Genomic DNA, 18831 nt, shown 5'->3' on the forward strand with positions numbered 1-18831 from the left:
TAAATTGCAGAAATCGTTATGACTGATAGTTACTAATGTCATTACAAATTGCTGTGTTTTCAGTATCACCCGCTTTTTTAGCATCACTTTTTGCTTCTTTTAAAGCTCTTTGGAAATCTTTTTGCTTGGCAAGTGATTTTAAGGTTGCTTTAGGATCTTTGTCATTTGGCATATAGTCTTTAAGCAAGTGATCAAAACCTTTATTAAATGCAGCATCTGTTTTGATTAGACTCGGGCAGATATCCGACAATACATAAATTGCAGCCAATTCTTCTTTAGAGACTTGTTGCTGGGTGACTTCGATTTTGTCAGATGCGGCAAAAGCATGGGTCATAAATAAACCACTTGCTGAAACAAGGCTTAATGTAAGCATTTTTAACGTCATACGCATAAATAACCTAATCAATTTTTAATTTAAGAATCTGCATAGATTAAACGTAAAAACTGTGAAAAATATAGAGAAAGTGTATCGATGTTGTAGATTTATTTGAAATTTTCGCACACTGAACAATGCAAAAGATGTCAAAAAAGGATTTTTTAACATCGCATTGGGGGGGAGGTTTTTTATCTTATTTTAGTGTGGAAGTTCAAGTACATCTGCACATACTGCTTTGTGTTCAGCTTGATCAACTTCTTTGGCACTGATTTGTGCTTCTTTGAGTACAGTTTGGTATTCTGGATCTTGTTGAAGCTGAGTCAGTGTTGTAGGTTTGGACAAATCCTTTAATAAGGTTTGGGTTAAACTTGCAATTTTAGTTTGAAATGCAGGGTTGTTTCCAATTAACGCTGGGCAAACTTCGGCAAGCACCTGTGTTGCGGCAATATCTTCTTTCGCAATTCGATCAGATTCTTGTGAAGTTAATGTTTCTGAAAATGCAGATTGTGCACAAAGTGTGATGAGTGCGATAGAAATAGTATGAGTAAGAGAACGTGTAATCATCTTTATAGTCACAAATTAGATTTAAAATTGAGTAAGTAACTATATATAATTGTTCAATAAATTTGAATTAAATTACTCAGTAGTCATTTAATAATTTTTAGTCAGAGAACCTTTTAGTGAATATTTTAATTGCCAATGATGATGGTGTTTTTGCACCAGGTATTCAAGCTTTAGCAAAAGCATTACGACCTCTAGGTCGAGTTGTTATTGTTGCGCCAGAAAGTGAGCGCAGTGGTTATTCAAGTGCATTAACCCTAGATCGTCCACTTCGACCGATTCAAGTTGCACCAGATATGTGGGCAGTCAATGGGACACCTGCTGATTGTGTTTATTTGTCCATGAATGGTTTATTTGATTTTGAGTTTGATTTAGTTGTCAGTGGAATCAATAGTGGGGCGAATTTAGGTGACGATGTCCTTTATTCTGGAACCGTAGGGGCGGCATTTGAAGGACGTTTAATGAAACAGCCAGCAATCGCAGTTTCATTGGCAGGCAGTAACGTACGTTCCTATGACAACCCTGAAGATTATGCGCAAGCCGCAAATTGGGTTTATAGCTTTATTGCCAAAGGCTTACCCGAGCTGCCTCCACGACATATCTTAAATATCAATATTCCAGATGTCGCAGAAATTTTAGGGGCTCAAATTACGTATCAGGGTCGTCGTATACAATCAAAACCAATGACCAGTCAGGTTGACCCGCGTGGTCGTCAAGTCTATTGGATTGGTTTGGCGGGTGAAGCGGTGACAGATCCCCAAAAAAACGCACAAAACCTGCAATCTGACTTTTTTGCCATTGCCAATGGTTACGTCAGTATTACGCCAATTCAGATGGATGCAACCAATTACACAATTCTTGAAACACTACAATCACAACTCTCACATAGTCATTTTGATGTATGAGTGTTATAACTTTGTGAAAAAGCACTGTTAAACAGTGAAATACGTGTGTATTTTGCTAATCTTAAGCAAATATTTTTAAATTTTAAGATTGTAGAGAGGGAAATCAATGCTTTTGGCTCGATCAACACTTCCAATTCAAATGCCTAAGCGATGGATGAAAATCATTTTGTCCACAATAGCAATCACCTCTACCATAGTGGTGACTGGGTGTGCATCGAAGCCTCAAATTAATAACCCTACACGTTATGCTGTTGCACCTGACTATTACACAGTTCGTTCTGGTGATACCCTAAGTGCAATCTCTATGCGTTATGGTTTGAGTTATCTCAGTGTTGCTGAAATGAATGATATTGCCGCGCCTTATCGAATTTATGTAGGTCAGTCATTACGTTTGAAAAAAGGTGGGGGCAATGTCACTCGATCTACAACGAAACCGTTGACGAGCAATGAACCGCAAATTCAACGTCAAACGATTAAGTTACCAACACAGCAGCCGACGTCGCCAACTGGTACAACGACGGCTCAGCCAGTAACGCCGCCGCCTGTACAAACGACGACGACAGTACAATCAACCCAATTGAGATGGGTAAAACCATCAAATGGATCTGTTATTGCAAATTATAATATTGCGAATAATATTAAAGGAATACGTTTTGGAGGGAATCAAGGTGATCCAATTTTTGCCGCAGCGGATGGACAGGTGGTTTATGCTGCAGATGGATTAAAAGAATATGGTAATCTTGTCTTAGTAAAACATATCGATGGTTACATTACTGCATATGCTCATAACAGCAAAATGTTGGTGAAAAGTGGTCAAACTGTGACAGCAGGACAGAAGATTGCAGAGATGGGATCTTCAGGTGCTAGCAGTACCATGTTGGAGTTTCAGGTACGTTTAGATGGAAAACCGATAAACCCAGCAAATATTTTACCAATAAATTAAATATTTTAATGCAAAGTGTAATTTTCTTCGTATAATACAATGAGTTGTTTTGAACAAAAAAGTGTGAAACAGCTCATAATTTCAGAGGGAAATTTATGTTAGATCAACTTCGGGCAATGGGTGTATTTGCTTGTGTTGTTGAAAAAAGCTCTTTTAGTGGTGCCGCGCGTGACCTTGGCATTACGACTAGTGCGGTTAGTCAGCAAATTAGATCTCTAGAACATGAAATGGAAGTGACACTTCTACATCGTTCTACGCGAAAGCTGAGTTTAACTGAGGCTGGTCAAGCTTTTTTCCACAGTTGTCAAGAAATGCTCGCTGCCGCAGAGCGTGGAAAAATCCGCATTAATGAGTTGCGCGATGATTTAGTTGGGGATTTGCGTATTGCGACAACCCCGGAAATAGGGGCAACACATGTTGTTCCTGCTTTATCGCATTGGATGTCTGCACATAGAGGTTTGATGGTTCATTTTGAAGCAGATAACCAATATATCGACTTGATTCAAGAGCGTATAGATATTGCTATTCGCATGTCTTCAAAAATCGAAGATGCGAATAACTTGAGCTGTATGCCACTTGCACGAGTCGATCAGATCTTAGTTGCATCGCCAAGTTATTTAAATCAAACAGCGCCTATTTCACGTCCTGAAGATTTACAGAATCATGATTTGATTCCGATAAATATCATGAAAAATTCTCAACATTTTTCATTTCAGCATGGTGCAACAGGTGAAGTTGTTAATTTAGAAATGAAGCATCGTCTTCAGACAAATAACGTATTTGTTGCAAAATCATTGTGCCAACATGGGCATGGTATTGCGCGAATCCTTTATTTAGATGTGCAAAAAGAATTAATGAACGGAACATTGGTTGAAGTGCTTCCTGAGTGGAAATTACCAACTTTCACTTTAAGTGCTGTGACCTTAAAGCGTGAACAGCAGCCGATGAAAATTCATCGTTGTTTGGATGCTTTGAAACAATATTTTAGCCAGTTGCCTGGTGGTAGAATTTTCCAAGAAGCTTCATAAAGTTCTAATTCTAATAAGTTCTAATAAAAAAGCCGCTTTAAAGCGGCTTTTCTATATCTGCAATTTGATAAGCATTCATGACAAAACCAAAAGAGATTAACGGGTTAATCTCTTAAAGCATTTATTCACAATTAGGCAAGGAACTCCTTAATTGCAGGTACTAAGCGTTTTAATAGATCATCTGCTTGCTCATGATTCATATTTAAAGCTGGCAGTAAACGCACCACATTGCCTGAAGTAACGTTAATAATTAAATGATGCTTATCACGTGCAATGTTTACTAATTCGGCACAATCTTTAGGTAATTCGATACCAATCATCATGCCGAAACCGCGCACAATCACATTTTGCTCCACAAGTTGAGCACGGAACTGATCAACCAGATATGCTCCAATTTTAGCAGCATTTGCAACGATGTTTTCTTTTTGGATCAAGTCAATCACTGTGTAGACAACACGAGAGCCTAAATGCGTACCACTATAAGTAGAGCCATGATTTCCCGCAGCAAGTACTCCAACACCACGACCTTGTGTCATCACAGCACCGATTGGAAAACCATTTCCGAGGCCTTTTGCTGTGGTTAAAACATCTGGAATAATATTGGTGTGTTGATAAGCAAAGTATTTACCGGTACGGCCATTACCTGTTTGAACTTCATCTAGCATCATTAACCAATTATGTTGGTTGCAAATACGACGAATATCTTCAAGGTAGCTAAAGCCTTGAGGTGCGGTATTGACACCACCTTCACCTTGGATCGGTTCGACCAAAATTGCCACAATGTCAGGATGCTGAATAGCGGCTTCTTCAATGGCTTCTACATCGCCAAAAGGCACACGAATAAAGCCTTCAACCAGTGGTGCAAAGCCTTCTTGAACCTTTTTATTGCCCGTAGCTGAAAGCGTTGCAAGGGTACGACCATGGAATGATTGATCCGCAACAATGATTTTTGGGTGAGAAACACCCTGTAAGTGACCAAATTTACGTGCAATTTTAATTGCACCTTCATTTGATTCTGCACCACTGTTTGAGAAAAAGATTTCTTCCATACCCGAAACTTCAGCCAGCTTTTGCGCTGCTGCAGTTTGCCAAGCGACTTCGTAAATATTGCTGGTATGGATTAATGTAGCCGCTTGTTCTGCAATAGCTTCTGCTAGCACAGGATGAGCATGTCCTAAGCCACACACAGCAATACCCGTCAATGCATCTAAATACTCAGTACCATTTTCAGTATAAAGATAAGAACCTCGTCCTCGGACAAAGCTGATCGGTTGACGGCTGAATACAGGCATCAAATGTGAAGGTTGATCAGTTTGTACCGGAGCGAGGGTGATGTTATTCATAACTAACTCTTATCTGTTAGGAGTGGAAAGGGTAAAGGATTATCTAACCAAAATATGCACAAGATTTAAAGCTTTAATATAAATAAAATTGGAAATAATCGTCTAGACATATTCTTTATTGTGGATTTAGGTATAATGCAGGCAGATGAGTTGAGGATTTAATCAATGACTGAACAAGCGCGTGATACAGAAGCGTTAATTCGCGATCAAATAGCTAAACATGCAGTACTTCTTTATATGAAAGGTACACCGCAATTTCCACAATGTGGTTTCTCTGCACGTGCAGTTGAAGCACTTAGCCAAATTGGTCGTCCATTTGCTTATGTAAATATCTTGGAAAATCCAGATATTCGTGCAACTTTGCCACAAATTGCAAATTGGCCTACATTCCCGCAATTGTGGATTAATGGCGAATTGATTGGCGGTAGCGACATTATGCTAGAAATGTTCCAAAATGGTGAATTAAAGCCATTGATTGAACAATATAGCCCAGCACCAGATGCTTAATAAGTTGATGATGTAGAAAAAGCACCGGAAGGTGCTTTTTTATTGGCTAAGATTATTTTGTTTTCGCTTGGCTATGCTGATCTGCAGCCTAGACGAGATTACGTCATGACTGATGCGCTGTTTCAATGTTTGTTTTTTTGCATATTGGGTTTTGATATTTAGTAAACCACCCAAATACATAAGACAAAGCTTTGAATATTCAAAGCTTTGTCTATTTAAGGTCTAACCAAGAAGCAATTTAATCTGACTTGCGCTTATTTTGCTTTGCTGCAACTTCAGCTTGGTTTTCGTCAGTAATGATACTTGCTGATTCAGCTTCTGCCTTTTTCGGTTTTTTCCCTTTGTTCTTTTTTTTCTTTTTCTTTGGCTTGTGCTCTATTTCAACACCATCTTCCAAGGCTTGCCAATATTCAAGCTGTGCCATCACTGCTGCATAGATTGAACCTTTGGTATAACGCCCTTTTTTATCTAATGTTCCAACAGGACGTGCCATTAGGATTTCTAAAGCTTGGTCAATGGTGTCTATTGCATGTATATGGAATTGTCCCTCATTGACAGCCTCAATCACATCATGGCGAAGCATTAAATGCTGCATATTCTGACGTGGAATAATCACCCCTTGTTTGCCTGTCAATCCTTGGAGTTTGCAAGCATCGAAGAATCCTTCAATTTTTGCATTGACCCCACCAATAGGTTGAACTTGACCCAATTGGTTCATCGAACCTGTGATCGCCCACGATTGATCAATAGGTAATTGGCAGATTGCGGAAATCAATGCAGATAGTTCTGCAACCGTGGCACTGTCACCATCCACTTGACCATAACTTTGTTCAAAGGCGAGGGCAGCAGAGAAATGCAAAATCTGTTCACGGCCAAAATGGGCTTTTAGGAAGCTCGACATCAGCAAGACACCTTTGGCATGTAATGAACCACCAAGTTCTACACTGCGCTCAATATCTAAAATGTCACCACCACCTTGGTATACAGAAGCGGTTAAGCGTGACGGTAGACCAAATTCAACATCAGCATAGTGGATCACGGATAAAGCATTGATCTGACCTAAACGATGGCCGCGTGTCTCTATCAGTTGCGTACCACGTGACAAGTCTTGCCAATAAAGCTCTCTTAAATAGCCTAAGCGATATTGACGATGTTTTAGGGCAGTGTTGATATGATGAGAGGTGACTAACTTTTCATCTGACTGTGCAGCGTGATGATGAGATTCACGGATCAAGTCACCTAGGGTCAAAGCATGTAAAGACAATGAACTCTGGTCTTCAGCTTGGCGACTTGAATCTGTTAGTAATGCCGCCAATGCTGAGCGATCAAAAGGCAGTAATTTGTCTTGTTGAACATAGTCTGCAATCAGTTGCATATAGGCTTGTTCATTATCATCATTACGTTGCAGGGTATCGGTAAAATCAGCACGAATTTTAAACACACTGCCTAATTCTGGCTCTAATTCTAAAATTTCATAATAAATTTCAGGTTCTGCCAATAAAACCACTTTTAAGTTGAGTGGCACAGATGCAGGCTCAATTGAAATACTGCCAGTTAAAGTCAGCATGTGCTCAAGAGAAGACAGCTTTAATTGTCCTGATTTTAATGCACGTTTTAGCCCTTGCCATGCATAAGGCTGTTCTAACAGCTGTTCTGCTTCTAAAATTAAAAAACCACCATTGGCTTGATGCAATGAACCTGGGCGAATCAGAGTAAAGTCAGTGGTGATGGTGCCATTTTGCGTCAGCTGTTCAACATGTCCCAGTAAATTATAGTGTGTTGGGAAGTCTTCAAAAATAACTGGTGCACCAGAGTTTGGCTTATTGCTGACCACGACATTGGCTTGGTAACGTGAAGGAACCCGATTAAATAAAGCAGGAGAGAATTCTTCGCCTTCTTGATCTAAAATCGTTTCAACATTTTCAATGATATCTGCAGCAAAATGCTTTAAGTATTGATCGAGTCCGTGTACGGTTTTAAATTTACTTAAAATCAAATCTATACGAGGAATCACCACTTGTTTGGCAATATCACGATTCAATTCAGAAACTTGATCACGTGCATCATCTTCCAAATCACCTAACTGAAGACCAAGCCGTTCAAGCTTTTTATCCATATAACGCATATTGGAATTAATTTCTGCGCGTTGTTTACTGTCGAGCGCATTAATATCTTCCTGTGACATTTCCAATACTTTGTCATCTTTGACATGGATCGGCACAAAAATATGTTCATCGTTACGATTAATCAGTTTTAGGTCGAGGTCTTCGCCTTCTTTGGTCAGTTCAACCAAAGCGAGTTGTTGCTCATTTCCCGTGATTTGACGAATACGTTCAATACGATTGTGATAAGTTTCAGCACTAAAGCGACGTTCAAGTTGCTTGAGAATGGTTTGCCATGCTTGGTGGATTAAAGCTTGAAACTTACTGCCTTGACCCGCTTGAAAACGCAGTGCAATCGGTTGTCGCGCATTTTTAAAATTATAAACATAGACCCAATCATCAGGCGTTTGCATGGTTTTGGCATGCTGTTGTAATAAACGCTTGATCATGGTTCTTTTGCCAAGACCTGCCGTCCCCACAGCAAAAATGTTGTAGCCTGAATAAGGTAAAGCAATTCCTGCTTCTACAGAGGCTCTGGCGCGATCTTGCCCTAAGAAATTATTTAAAGGCTTGATTCGCTTGGTTGAGGTAGGAATCTTGCTCAGATTAGGGATATGCGTCAGTTGTTCTGATTTTAGTGCGGTTTGTGTCAACGTGTTTTGAATTTCCGTTTGATCAAAAGCAGATGGAAAAATCGTTTCAGTTTTTTGTATTGGGGTTGCAGTCGTCGTAATTGAAACAGTAGTAGAGCTTAATTGATCGTGTCTTTGGGTCACAGGTGAAATCCAAAACTTATATGGGTTGAAAAGTTAAAGGTATACAGGATTGGGGGTAAAGATCAAGCGCCAAAAGCGGAAATATCTGTAAAAGCGCTCATCAGTTGCATAAAAGTGATTGAAACTCTAAGCATTAAGCGGTTGAATAGCACTATTTCATTTTTCAGAAAATAACAACGCAATGACAACGCAACTATCTCAGCAATCAGCTGAGCAGAATTCCACAGCAAAAAATGGATGGAAATCTGCTTTTGCCGCTTTTATCGATCGGCGTGCTGCAATTATGCTCTTTCTTGGGTTTTCAGCAGGTATTCCTATTCTGCTCATTTTTTCAAGTTTATCTTTATGGTTAGGTGAGGCCGGAATTGAAAAAAGTGCAGTGACTTTTTTTAGTTGGGCTGCGCTGGGCTATTCTTTTAAATTTGTATGGGCACCACTGATTGATGAATTACCCGTCCCGATACTCACCAAAAAACTGGGTCGGCGCCGTGCTTGGTTGTTGATTGCACAAGTACTGATTATCTGTGCGATCTGTATTATGGCGTTTTCTGATCCCGCTTTGGGCCAAAGTTATATTTACCAAATGGCTGTGGGGGCGGTATTACTGGGTTTTTCCGCAGCGACACAGGACATTGTGATTGATGCCTATCGAATCGAGCTGGCTGAAACCGAGATGCAAACGGTGTTGGCATCGACCTATAACGCAGGTTACCGTTTAGGGATGATTCTCGCTGGTGCGGGGGCTTTATTTCTTGCTGCTTCTTTGGGGACTGCAAAAGGGAACTATATTTATGAAGCGTGGAAATATACTTATTTAACGATGGCGCTGGTGATGCTAGTGGGCATTATCACCACTTTAGTGATCCGAGAACCTTTGGTTAATCGAGTTGATAAACACTATAAAAATATTGATTACTATCGTTTAGTTTTGGTCTTTATCTTGGCTGTGGCGAGTTTTGTTTGTTTATATATTTACTCCGATGACATGGTTCAATATCTGCAAGCGACTTGGAAAGTCGAAGACAACTTGCTGAAGTTTTTAATGGAAGCGGTACGCTTTTTAGGCTCAGGTTTTGGTGCAATTCTTGTTGCAACATCGTTGATTCGTTTTGGTGTCGTCAATAAAAAGATGGCCTATGAGACTTGGGTTAACCCGATTGCTGATTTTTTTAAGCGTTATGGGGTAAAGCTGGCATTGGTTCTACTGTTATTGATCGGTTTCTATCGAATTTCAGACATTATTGCGGGTGTTATTTCGAATGTTTTCTATCAAGATTTAAACTTCACCAAAGAGCAAATTGCAGAAGCCGTTAAAATTTACGGGGTTATTTTTAGCCTATTGGGTGGTTTTTTAGGTGGCTTACTTGCACAACGCATGAACATTATGAAATTGATGTTTGTCGGTGCAGTTTTGGCAAGTTCAACCAATTTGATCTTTATTGGATTGGTAAAATCTGGTGCACCGATGCAAGCTGTATCTGTACAGATTGGCGATAAGAAATTTCAAGCTCAACCTGATGAAGTCGGCTATTGGAAAGTTTCTGTGCCTCGTCAGGATTTGGTAGGGGAAAATACCATTCATATCAAAGCAGCATTGGTTGAACAGGCTGTCGCGAATGAATATACGGTGCCCTATTTAAAAGACAATGCTAAGCCCCAAATTCAATTATTGCCTATTACCAGTGACAATCAATTGTCTGCAACAGAAGCGAAGCAAAGTATTGTGGTTAAGGGGCAGATTGCGGGAATACCTGTATCTGAACTTAATCCAGATCAGCCGATAACCCTTAAACTTGATGGCAAAACATATCCTGCAAAATTAGATAAAGATGGTTTGTTTAGTGGTGCGATTGACGGTAAAGCCTTATATGCTTCTGGCTCAAAAAACGTGATAGCGGTGGTCAATTATCAACACGCACAAGCAGCATTAAGTACTCAACAAAGCTATCAATTAACAACGATAAAAAGTGATATCGATGTGGATATTCAACCACTTCCAGTGATCAAAGCGGATTCCTCTGCAGCCGTTGAAATTAAGGGGAAAGTGATTGAAAAATATAGTTCTGGTTGGCTGTATTTTGCCATTGTTGTCGATAATTTAGCTTCTGGTTTAGCGGGTGCAGCATTTATTGCGTTCTTGTCTAGTTTGACCAGTGTGTCATTTACAGCAGTTCAATATGCGATCTTTAGCTCATTGATGACGCTTACACCTAAGATTTTAGGTGGTTATTCTGGAACAATTGTTACCCACATTGGTTATCCTAAATTCTTTTTAATGACCACCTTAATTGGTATTCCGATCCTATTACTTGTGTTATGGGTAGGAAAATTATTGCGAGAACATCAAGCACAAAAGGTGAGTCAATCTATCGAGTAAGCGACTGAATTACTCAAGATAGCTTTATGATGATCACAAGAAGCCTATTTTATCTTATAGATAAAGTAGGCTTTTTTATCGGAAGGTGGTTTGAATCATTGGATTGCTAACACATTCAAACAGCTTACTCGAAAGATAAAGCTGTAGTGTTTATCTAAAATAAGCGGTTATTGCTTAAAAATAATCCAGAAGACGGCATCATTGAGCAGCTGAAATATAGATAAATTGAAATATTGAACTGTATTGCCTATATTGGCAGATGATATCTGATCAAACAGGAAAATAAATCATGCGCATGTTGCATACCATGTTACGAGTAGGCAATTTAGAACAATCTTTAGCGTTCTATACTGAAGTTCTCGGTATGACATTACTTCGTAAACGTGATTATGAAGAAGGGCGGTTTACTTTAGCATTCGTGGGTTATGGTGATGAAGAGCATCATACCGTGTTAGAACTTACTCATAACTGGGATACTGCAAGTTATGAATTAGGTAATGCTTATGGACATATTGCGATTGGTGTCGACGATGCCTATAAAGCCTGTGACGAGATCAAAGCACGTGGTGGTAATGTGGTACGTGAAGCAGGTCCTATGAAAGGTGGTGTCACAGTCATTGCTTTTGTTGAAGATCCAGATGGTTATAAAATTGAATTGATCCAACAAGATCAAGATGCACGAAATAATTGATGATTTAAAAGTGATGGGGCTATTGTTTATTTGGCAAAGACATATCAATAAAGATCTTTCATAAATCAAAAAATGATCATGTGGAGTGAATTATATTGGTATTGAAAGTTCCTTCTCCCTATGGAACAAGGTTAGGATGAGGGTGCTTTTATGTTGATTTATGGTTTTAAAAAGGACTGATGAAAGAAGTCTAATAGACCTTAAATTAACTTGATATGTGTCGTAAATAAATAGTGAACATTTAGCCAAATGAGTAGCTTTATTTATTTCGCTCAGTAAGATTGAATTTTACCCGATAGTAAAATTTAACTACTGGGCTTTTTCATGTTTAAAATACAGGACGTTGCTTATGAAAATGTTGAAATTATTAGCATTGGATCGCTTTACGATACTTTTAATCGCGATGGTGGTTTTAGCTTCTATTTTACCGATTTCAGGTCAGGCAGCGCTTATCTTTGGAAAAATCACCACAATTGCGATTGCAATTTTATTTTTCCTACATGGCGCAAAATTATCACGTGAAGCCGTGATTGAGGGGATTTTGCATTGGAAATTGCATGGATTGGTTTTTGCTTTTACCTTCTTGGTTTTTCCTTTATTGGGACTCATGGCAAAACCTGTGCTTGAACCTTTGCTGGGTCAACAGTTGTATTGGGGTTTTCTGTTTATGTGCTTTTTGCCTTCGACAGTACAATCGTCAATTGCATTTACCTCAGTTGCAAAAGGGAACGTGGCAGCGGCTGTATGCAGTGCCTCATTTTCAAACCTGATCGGTATGTTTATTACTCCGATTTTGGTGAGCATATTTATATTCGGTCAATCTAAGCATAATTACGATCCAACCTCGTCTATTATCGAAATCACCTTGTTGTTGTTGGTTCCATTTGTTCTAGGGCAGGTATTACGCCCTTATGTATTTCCATTGATGCAGAAAATGCCAAAGATCGTCAAAGTTTTTGATCAAGGCTCGATATTGATGGTGGTTTATGGTGCATTTAGTGGGGCAGTGGTGGCAGGTTTATGGCATCAGGTCAGCTTATCTACATTGATTTATCTCACCTTGGCATGTTCGATTCTACTTACGATAATTATGCTATTGGCGTTGTATGTTCCAAAATGGCTTGGATTTAGCAAAGCAGATCAGATTTCAATCTTCTTCTGTGGATCGAAGAAAACCCTTGCCAGTGGTGTGCCTATGGCGCAGATTTTATTTATTGGGCAGCCTTTAGGTATGATTGTGTTACCGATTATGATTTTCCATCAAATCCAGTTAATGGTTTGTGGGGTGATTGCAAACTACTGGTCAAAGCAAAAACATTCTGACGAATAAATTAGTATTGATTGTTAATCGATTGGCTCGCAATTTATAAATATTTCGAGTATAATCTTGCCCACTTGTTGTGCTTAGCTCTGACGCTTATAGTCTCGGTGGGCCAAAAGAAATGGTCTGTTGTGGTGTTAACCTGCTGGTTTTTAATTTAAATCTGCTTTCCTCAAAGTTTTATTAGATTTTGAGAGTGGTTAATTGCGATGACAGCTAAACCTTTCTTAACTTAGGAGAATCGACCATGCGTGCCGATATTCACCCAAAATACGAAAAATTAGTTGCTACTTGTTCATGTGGTAACGTTATCGAAACTCGTTCAGCTTTAGGTAAAGAAACACTTTATCTAGACGTATGTTCAGCTTGCCACCCATTCTATACTGGTAAACAGAAGAATGTTGATACTGGCGGCCGTATTGATAAATTCAAACAACGTTTTGCTGGTATGTCACGTTCTGTTAAGCGTTAATACGACAAAACATAAAAAACGGGCTTTAGCCCGTTTTTTTGTTGCTGAATTTTATCTCGTGTTGATTTATTTCAGGATCAGACTAAGTGATAGATTTAAAAAGGTTGAGCATTTTAAATGCTCAACCTTTTTTAGTATTAGGCTTTATTGATCTTGAACATCAGTCAAGTGATCCAGTTTCTTCTGGAAATATTCACCTTGCAAGAATCTGACATCTACATTCCATGCATTTGCAAAAGAGTTCATATCATTTAGATTTTTCAATAGTAATTCAATTGGCTTGATTGCATGATATTTTTCAAGGGTGTGCTGGAATTGCGTCATAGTCGCATCACTATTGAGCTGCTTTGTAAACTTCTCATCCAGCGTTACTAAGCTCACATCCAATTGTTTTAAGATGGCTTCACTTGAAATGCTCGAACCAAAACGTCGAATTGAAATTTCGGCACCATGATCACGTAAAACGCCAATTTGCTTTTGAGTTTCTAAGATATTTTTTGCAATATCTTCCTCATCAAATTGTAAAATCAGTGGATGAGATTGGCGGCTTCCAACAATGGTCAATAGTTTAGAAATAAGCTCAGGGAACTGTTTGTCATGGAACAGCACATGACGATTTAAATTGACGATTAATTTTGCTTCTGGATATTGAGTGATAAAGTTATGTAATTGCTTACATGCTTCAACTAAAATCCAGCGATCTAGTTTAATTGAAAGCTCAATATCATCATCTAAATCAATTAAATTACTTACTTTTTTCCACTGATTTTCAAAAATAAAACCGCTACTGACTTCATAAGTATTTAAATTGCTATCTTGTTTGTCATAAAGCTGTTGGTATTTTAGCTGAATCTCACCTTTTTCAAGCGATTGGGCAATTTGACCAAGAATCGCGGAGGTTTTAAAGATATGTGGCGCTGGCGTTTCTTGAATTTGAACTGGTTTCTCTACAGCTGTATTTTCAACTTGAGGTTTCGGGGCAAATTCAATGGAGTTACTTTGTATTTGCAGCGGTTCTGCTTGATCTAATTTGGGTTCAAGCAATGACAATTCAATTTTAGTGTCTTGTAAAGTCGCCGTTAATTGTTGCTCGGATACAGAGTCTTTTTTTGCCAGACGATGATTATAAGCTTGTTCTAAAACGTCGTTAAAACTTGCTTCTGTAAAGCTGTTTTGCTGTATGTTTGAATAGCCAATCTTAATATTCAGTGGGTAGGTATGACCATCAATTTCCAATAATTGAGGTTTTTCTAAAGCATGCAGCCCATGAATACGAGATTCTAAAATGGTGTCAGACTCAGCTTGTAAAATCACTGCATACAACAACATATCAATTTGATATACCGTGGTATTGGTTTGTTCTTGAATAAAGTTTTTAAAGCCTTCTAAGTATTGAACGGCTGTTTTCCAAGGAGAAGTTAAAATATTCTCAGGACAAGCGGCAAAGCTAAACAGTACCAATGCATTCGATTTGGCAGGTTGATTAATTAAAGCGTACTGAATTTTTTGCAAACTAGTTGCGACAGCGCTGATGTTTTTCTTATTTGATTCGGATGATTGTGCTTGCGGTTTTTGACTTGCCGAATTGATCTCAATGGTGATTTGAATACAGTCTTCTTCATCTGAAGGAAGAAATTCAATTTTTAATGGATTTTCAGATTTAGCATTGCTATTCAGTGTATCAATTTCAAAACGTGCTAAATCAAAATTACCTTGAGAAATCTTTTTAAAACGTTGTTTAAAATCATTGATATTCTTCGGTTTTAAAATATCTAATACAGGCAATCCGATAATTTCTGCTTCATCTTTTAGACCAAACAATTTTAAATATTCAGCATTGGCTTGGGTATGGATACCTTCCTGAATTAAGGCAATCGCTTTATGTTGTTCTTCAACCAAGGCTTGAGCTTGATTTTTTGCACTTTCAAGATCGTTTAAAAGGTGCTTTTTCGCTTGCAAGGTACGGCTATATGACAACGCACGGATTAGGCTAATATAAAAACGATCGGTATATTCTAAATTAACAACATCATAGATGCCTTTTTGAATATAGGACTGATATTGGTTGGTTTGATAATCTTCAGGTTTTAAGAACAAAACAGGCAGATCAATATCAGCAGAGGCTTGAATTAAGGTAATGGCTTGCTCAATCTTGATGTCATAAGCACGGCCAAAAATAATCAAGTCCCATGAAGTATTGAGTTGTTTTTCAAAACTTTTTAAATCATCCAATAAAAGTGCTTGTACTTGATGATTCTTACTTTGAAAAAGATCAATAATTTGATTATAACGAATCTGGTTATCATCAATAATGAGTAATCTAGTTTCAGAGAGTTTTAATTTTTTCGATAATAATAAATTTCTCACTTTAAAGCTTCCCATACATCTTGATTATTCAAATTGGCAGATTGGTGTTGAATGAACTGATCAATGCGGTCATTTTCTTCATCATTGATCAGTTCAAATTCGTACTGAATAAAGCTCTGGGTAATTAACAATGTTTTTGTTAAATACACCTTAATTTCTTCAGTGTCTAAACGTAGATAAATTGCTTGCTGTTCTTTGAAGAACGGTAAATTTGGCAAAATAATAGAAACGTTGGATTCATTTAAATTTTGCACTTGAACCATAAGGCAAGGGTGGTAGTTAATCGTCGAACGATCCGCTGGAACTTTTACCGCACATGGGTAGATGTCTTGAGCTAAAACCTCTAAACCCACTTCATAGGTTTTTTTAACAGATTGTTTGATCCAACGAATGATCGCACCTTTCCATTTGTCATTGAGGCTTTCATTGACCAAGATAAATTCACCCGTGCGTAAATTTCGTGGGGTTTCATCTGACCAGCGAATACGATAACCGTTTACACTAATATCCAGTACTTGGGTTTGATAGATCTGTTTTGCTTCACGGTCTAAAGTTTTGATTTGTCCTAAGTTCGATGCTGTGCTTGAGCCTGTTGAAATCGATGAATGAATATTGGACTCAGACTGAAATGCATAATTATTATTTAAATTAAGTGTTTCATAGAAATTCTTAGCTTTGGATAAATAGAAGTGTGCAGTTTGTAAGCTAAAACAAATTTGAAGTTGTGCGGAGTATTCATAACGCTCATGTTGACGTTCAGTTGTTGTACCCAAGACATTTTGCACATGAAATTTTAACGCAGCAGATAAATAGATTTGTTCATTTTTAGACAGATATTCGTCTTTATGAATCGTTGAATTAATATGTTCGAGCAGATTCTGTGTAGAAATATATAAAGAAGTACGGAAATTCGCATGTTGTTTGCGATTATAAATTGGTGGAACGTCTTTAGAGCCATCAATCACATAACGCGATAAGCTGGTTTCTCTTGGTAAAATTTGGATCAGTTTGACCCAATCAAAAGTACATTGATAAAGCGCTTGTGTTTCTGAAGGGCGAATCTGATGCGTATTAAAAATATCCAAAAGCAGCACTTGTGCATAGGCTTGCTGGATATTTTGAATGGTAAAATGTGTGCCTTGTAATTGGTTGATATTGATATTAAATTCTTGGTTTTTAACCGCAAGCTCATAAAGATGATGTGTGGTGAGCCATTGATGGGTCAATGGACCACTGTAGAGCATTTGCTGTTGAACCAACAATAAACCAAGTTGTTCTAAAGCATAAAAGGTTGCAAGTGTACGCGCTGTTTGTAAATTTCGTTTTTGTTTAAAATTAAAAAATGAGAATTTATTTGAAACCAGTGTCTGATGACTTCTTCGCACAATATTGATATAGACGTTGGCAAAATAGGTACGAATTCTAGAGGATAAATCAATAATATGTTCAATACGCGCATTTTGAGAAAGACCTTGATTTAAGATGTTTTTTTCAAGGCTTGATAAAATGCTTTCGGTAATTGGGTGTAAAACTTGAATTAAATCAAAGCGTAGCATTTCGCTACAATCCAGCTCGCTGATTTCACAAATCGCTTTTAAGACCGACTCTGAGGTATCGCCAAGTTGCATAATAGACAGTGTGGCCACCCATGCATTGACAGATGCCACCGAATTTTCTGCAAAACTTAGACTTTCTCGTTGTAGAACCGTGATATTTTGAAAAATTTCTGAAATTTCTTTATTTATCATGAGCATTTCAACTCTTAAAAGGTTGTGACTCCAAACAGCGGTGTTTTATTATTTTCTCCCGCGACTTCTCGAACCAATTTAGGAACTAGATAACCCGGTAAACTGGCCAATACATCCTTATAAATCTGATCAATTTTTTCCGCCCCTAAATCGAAATGATGAGCACCTTTTACTTTATCTAAAACATGAAGATAATACGGTAAAATTTGTGCTTCAAAAAGTCGTTGACTTAAATTAACAAGAGTTTGTGCAGAATCATTCACACCTTTAAGTAAAACGGCTTGATTCAACACAAGAATATTTTGTTTTGCTAAATGAGATAACTTTGCACAAGTCAAATTATCTAATTCTGCAGGATGGTTCGAGTGTACCACTAGAATTACACGTAGCCTACTGTTTTTCAATAAAGAAACCAGCTCTTCATCGATTCTTTCTGGAATTACAATTGGAACACGTGAATGAATTCTCAAGATCTTAATCTGACTGAGAGATTCTAGACGTTCTATCCAAGTGGCTAATTTTCGGTTAGATAAAGTTAATGGATCGCCACCACTTAAAATCACTTCATTGATTTCAGGATGAGCTTCTAAATAACCTTTAATGTTCAACCAGTCTTCATTTTTAGGTAAATTTTCTTGGTATGGAAAATGACGACGGAAGCAATAACGGCAGTGCACGGCACATGCACCAGTGAGGGTCAGTAAAAAACGTGATTTATACTTATGTAAAACCCCAGGAATTTGATTGGCTTGTTCTTCATCAAGCGGATCTGTAACAAAGCCTTCGTGTTCTTCCATTTCCAGATGATGTGGTAAAACTTGCAGTAAAAGTGGATCTAGGGGATTGCCAACTTCCATCTTTCTGACAAATGCACGGGGCACACGTAGCTTAAATTGTCCAGATGCAAGGATTGCACCAGACAATAACTGTGCTTTAGAAAGTTCGAGTATTTCTAACAGTTCTAATGGATCAGTAATTAAATCACTGAGTTGAGATTGCCAATTTTGCTCTTGATATAAGTAATTTAACATGCCACGTGCGATAAATAGTTGAAGATAGGGGAAAGCGGATGGTATTGCTTGTTCAGATTGAATCTGTCAGGCTCAATCTGAAATGTTTCACTGGAAAAATGCTTTCAGTACAGCTGATTTGTATTGAACAGCTGTGAATCACCAATGAATCGAAGATTTTACCCTCAATCTGACCGAACATGGGTAATTTTTCATTGCTTCACGATGTATTGCTCATTTAGAATACGAAAAATGTAAAATACATTCTTTGCTGTTTGGAATGATCACTGTCACAAATCGGGTG

The 18831-nt window shown here is 38.1% G+C and carries 15 protein-coding genes; 8 read left to right on the forward strand and 7 right to left on the reverse strand.

Annotated elements, in window-relative coordinates; all coding sequences use genetic code 11:
* Nucleotides 1-16: 16 nt before the first annotated feature.
* Together MTO68_RS09275 and MTO68_RS09280 are read right to left on the reverse strand one after the other, a co-directional pair.
* Nucleotides 17-391 carry a hypothetical protein gene (locus MTO68_RS09275; RefSeq protein ID WP_004721274.1) on the reverse strand — a complete coding sequence of 125 codons (375 nt, stop codon included), beginning with the start codon at nucleotides 389-391 and terminating at the stop codon, nucleotides 17-19.
* A gap of 183 nt (nucleotides 392-574) precedes the next feature.
* On the reverse strand, nucleotides 575-940 hold the full coding sequence (locus tag MTO68_RS09280; RefSeq protein ID WP_034613664.1) for a hypothetical protein: 366 nt from the start codon (nucleotides 938-940) through the stop codon (nucleotides 575-577).
* Nucleotides 941-1056: 116 nt separating this feature from the next.
* Between MTO68_RS09280 and surE the strand changes: the two genes are divergently transcribed.
* The 3 genes from surE to MTO68_RS09295 all read left to right on the forward strand — a co-directional run bounded on the left by surE (nucleotide 1057) and on the right by MTO68_RS09295 (nucleotide 3813).
* Complete coding sequence (surE, locus tag MTO68_RS09285; protein ID WP_244015713.1) at nucleotides 1057-1842, forward strand: 5'/3'-nucleotidase SurE; 786 nt, start codon at nucleotides 1057-1059, stop codon at nucleotides 1840-1842.
* 106 nt (nucleotides 1843-1948) lie between these two features.
* Nucleotides 1949-2785, forward strand: a complete 837-nt coding sequence (locus tag MTO68_RS09290; RefSeq protein WP_004820715.1) for a peptidoglycan DD-metalloendopeptidase family protein — start codon at nucleotides 1949-1951, stop codon at nucleotides 2783-2785.
* A gap of 95 nt (nucleotides 2786-2880) precedes the next feature.
* Entirely contained in the window at nucleotides 2881-3813 is a 933-nt protein-coding gene (locus MTO68_RS09295; RefSeq protein ID WP_004721269.1) for a LysR substrate-binding domain-containing protein, read from the forward strand.
* A 131-nt stretch (nucleotides 3814-3944) separates the two neighbouring features.
* On the opposite strand, the gene MTO68_RS09300 is transcribed toward MTO68_RS09295, so the two are convergent.
* Nucleotides 3945-5156 carry an aspartate aminotransferase family protein gene (locus tag MTO68_RS09300; RefSeq protein ID WP_244015714.1) on the reverse strand — a complete coding sequence of 404 codons (1212 nt, stop codon included), beginning with the start codon at nucleotides 5154-5156 and terminating at the stop codon, nucleotides 3945-3947.
* 165 nt (nucleotides 5157-5321) lie between these two features.
* Here MTO68_RS09300 and grxD point away from each other — a divergent pair, with 165 nt between their 5' ends.
* Nucleotides 5322-5663, forward strand: a complete 342-nt coding sequence (grxD, locus tag MTO68_RS09305) for a Grx4 family monothiol glutaredoxin (protein ID WP_004820720.1) — start codon at nucleotides 5322-5324, stop codon at nucleotides 5661-5663.
* A gap of 238 nt (nucleotides 5664-5901) precedes the next feature.
* Here the strand turns inward: grxD and MTO68_RS09310 are convergent, their stop codons facing one another.
* Nucleotides 5902-8541: an ATP-binding protein gene (locus MTO68_RS09310; protein WP_244015715.1), complete on the reverse strand. Its 2640-nt coding sequence runs from the start codon at nucleotides 8539-8541 to the stop codon at nucleotides 5902-5904.
* Nucleotides 8542-8722: 181 nt separating this feature from the next.
* Between MTO68_RS09310 and MTO68_RS09315 the strand changes: the two genes are divergently transcribed.
* From MTO68_RS09315 to rpmE, 4 genes are all read left to right on the forward strand, one after another.
* On the forward strand, nucleotides 8723-10918 hold the full coding sequence (locus MTO68_RS09315) for an MFS transporter (RefSeq protein ID WP_244015716.1): 2196 nt from the start codon (nucleotides 8723-8725) through the stop codon (nucleotides 10916-10918).
* A 289-nt stretch (nucleotides 10919-11207) separates the two neighbouring features.
* The gene (gene gloA, locus MTO68_RS09320) at nucleotides 11208-11609 is read left to right on the forward strand and encodes a lactoylglutathione lyase (RefSeq protein ID WP_004820725.1); all 402 of its coding nucleotides are present in this window, start codon (nucleotides 11208-11210) and stop codon (nucleotides 11607-11609) included.
* A gap of 349 nt (nucleotides 11610-11958) precedes the next feature.
* A complete protein-coding gene (locus tag MTO68_RS09325; RefSeq protein ID WP_244015717.1) occupies nucleotides 11959-12939 on the forward strand; it encodes a bile acid:sodium symporter family protein in 981 nt (326 codons plus the stop codon).
* Nucleotides 12940-13177: 238 nt separating this feature from the next.
* Nucleotides 13178-13402 carry a 50S ribosomal protein L31 gene (gene rpmE, locus MTO68_RS09330; protein ID WP_004721254.1) on the forward strand — a complete coding sequence of 75 codons (225 nt, stop codon included), beginning with the start codon at nucleotides 13178-13180 and terminating at the stop codon, nucleotides 13400-13402.
* A gap of 144 nt (nucleotides 13403-13546) precedes the next feature.
* Here the strand turns inward: rpmE and MTO68_RS09335 are convergent, their stop codons facing one another.
* Genes MTO68_RS09335 through epmB form a run of 3 tightly spaced genes read right to left on the reverse strand, consistent with a single transcriptional unit; the run spans nucleotide 13547 to nucleotide 18548 of the window.
* Complete coding sequence (locus MTO68_RS09335; RefSeq protein ID WP_244015718.1) at nucleotides 13547-15784, reverse strand: EAL domain-containing protein; 2238 nt, start codon at nucleotides 15782-15784, stop codon at nucleotides 13547-13549.
* Nucleotides 15766-17517, reverse strand: a complete 1752-nt coding sequence (locus MTO68_RS09340) for a hypothetical protein (RefSeq protein ID WP_034612070.1) — start codon at nucleotides 17515-17517, stop codon at nucleotides 15766-15768. Before MTO68_RS09340 ends, MTO68_RS09335 begins: the two co-directional genes overlap by 19 nt.
* A 14-nt stretch (nucleotides 17518-17531) precedes the next feature.
* Entirely contained in the window at nucleotides 17532-18548 is a 1017-nt protein-coding gene (epmB, locus tag MTO68_RS09345) for an EF-P beta-lysylation protein EpmB (RefSeq protein WP_034611889.1), read from the reverse strand.
* Nucleotides 18549-18831: the final 283 nt, after the last annotated feature.

Source organism: Acinetobacter sp. NyZ410 (assembly GCF_022828975.1).
Lineage (GTDB): Bacteria > Pseudomonadota > Gammaproteobacteria > Pseudomonadales > Moraxellaceae > Acinetobacter > Acinetobacter guillouiae.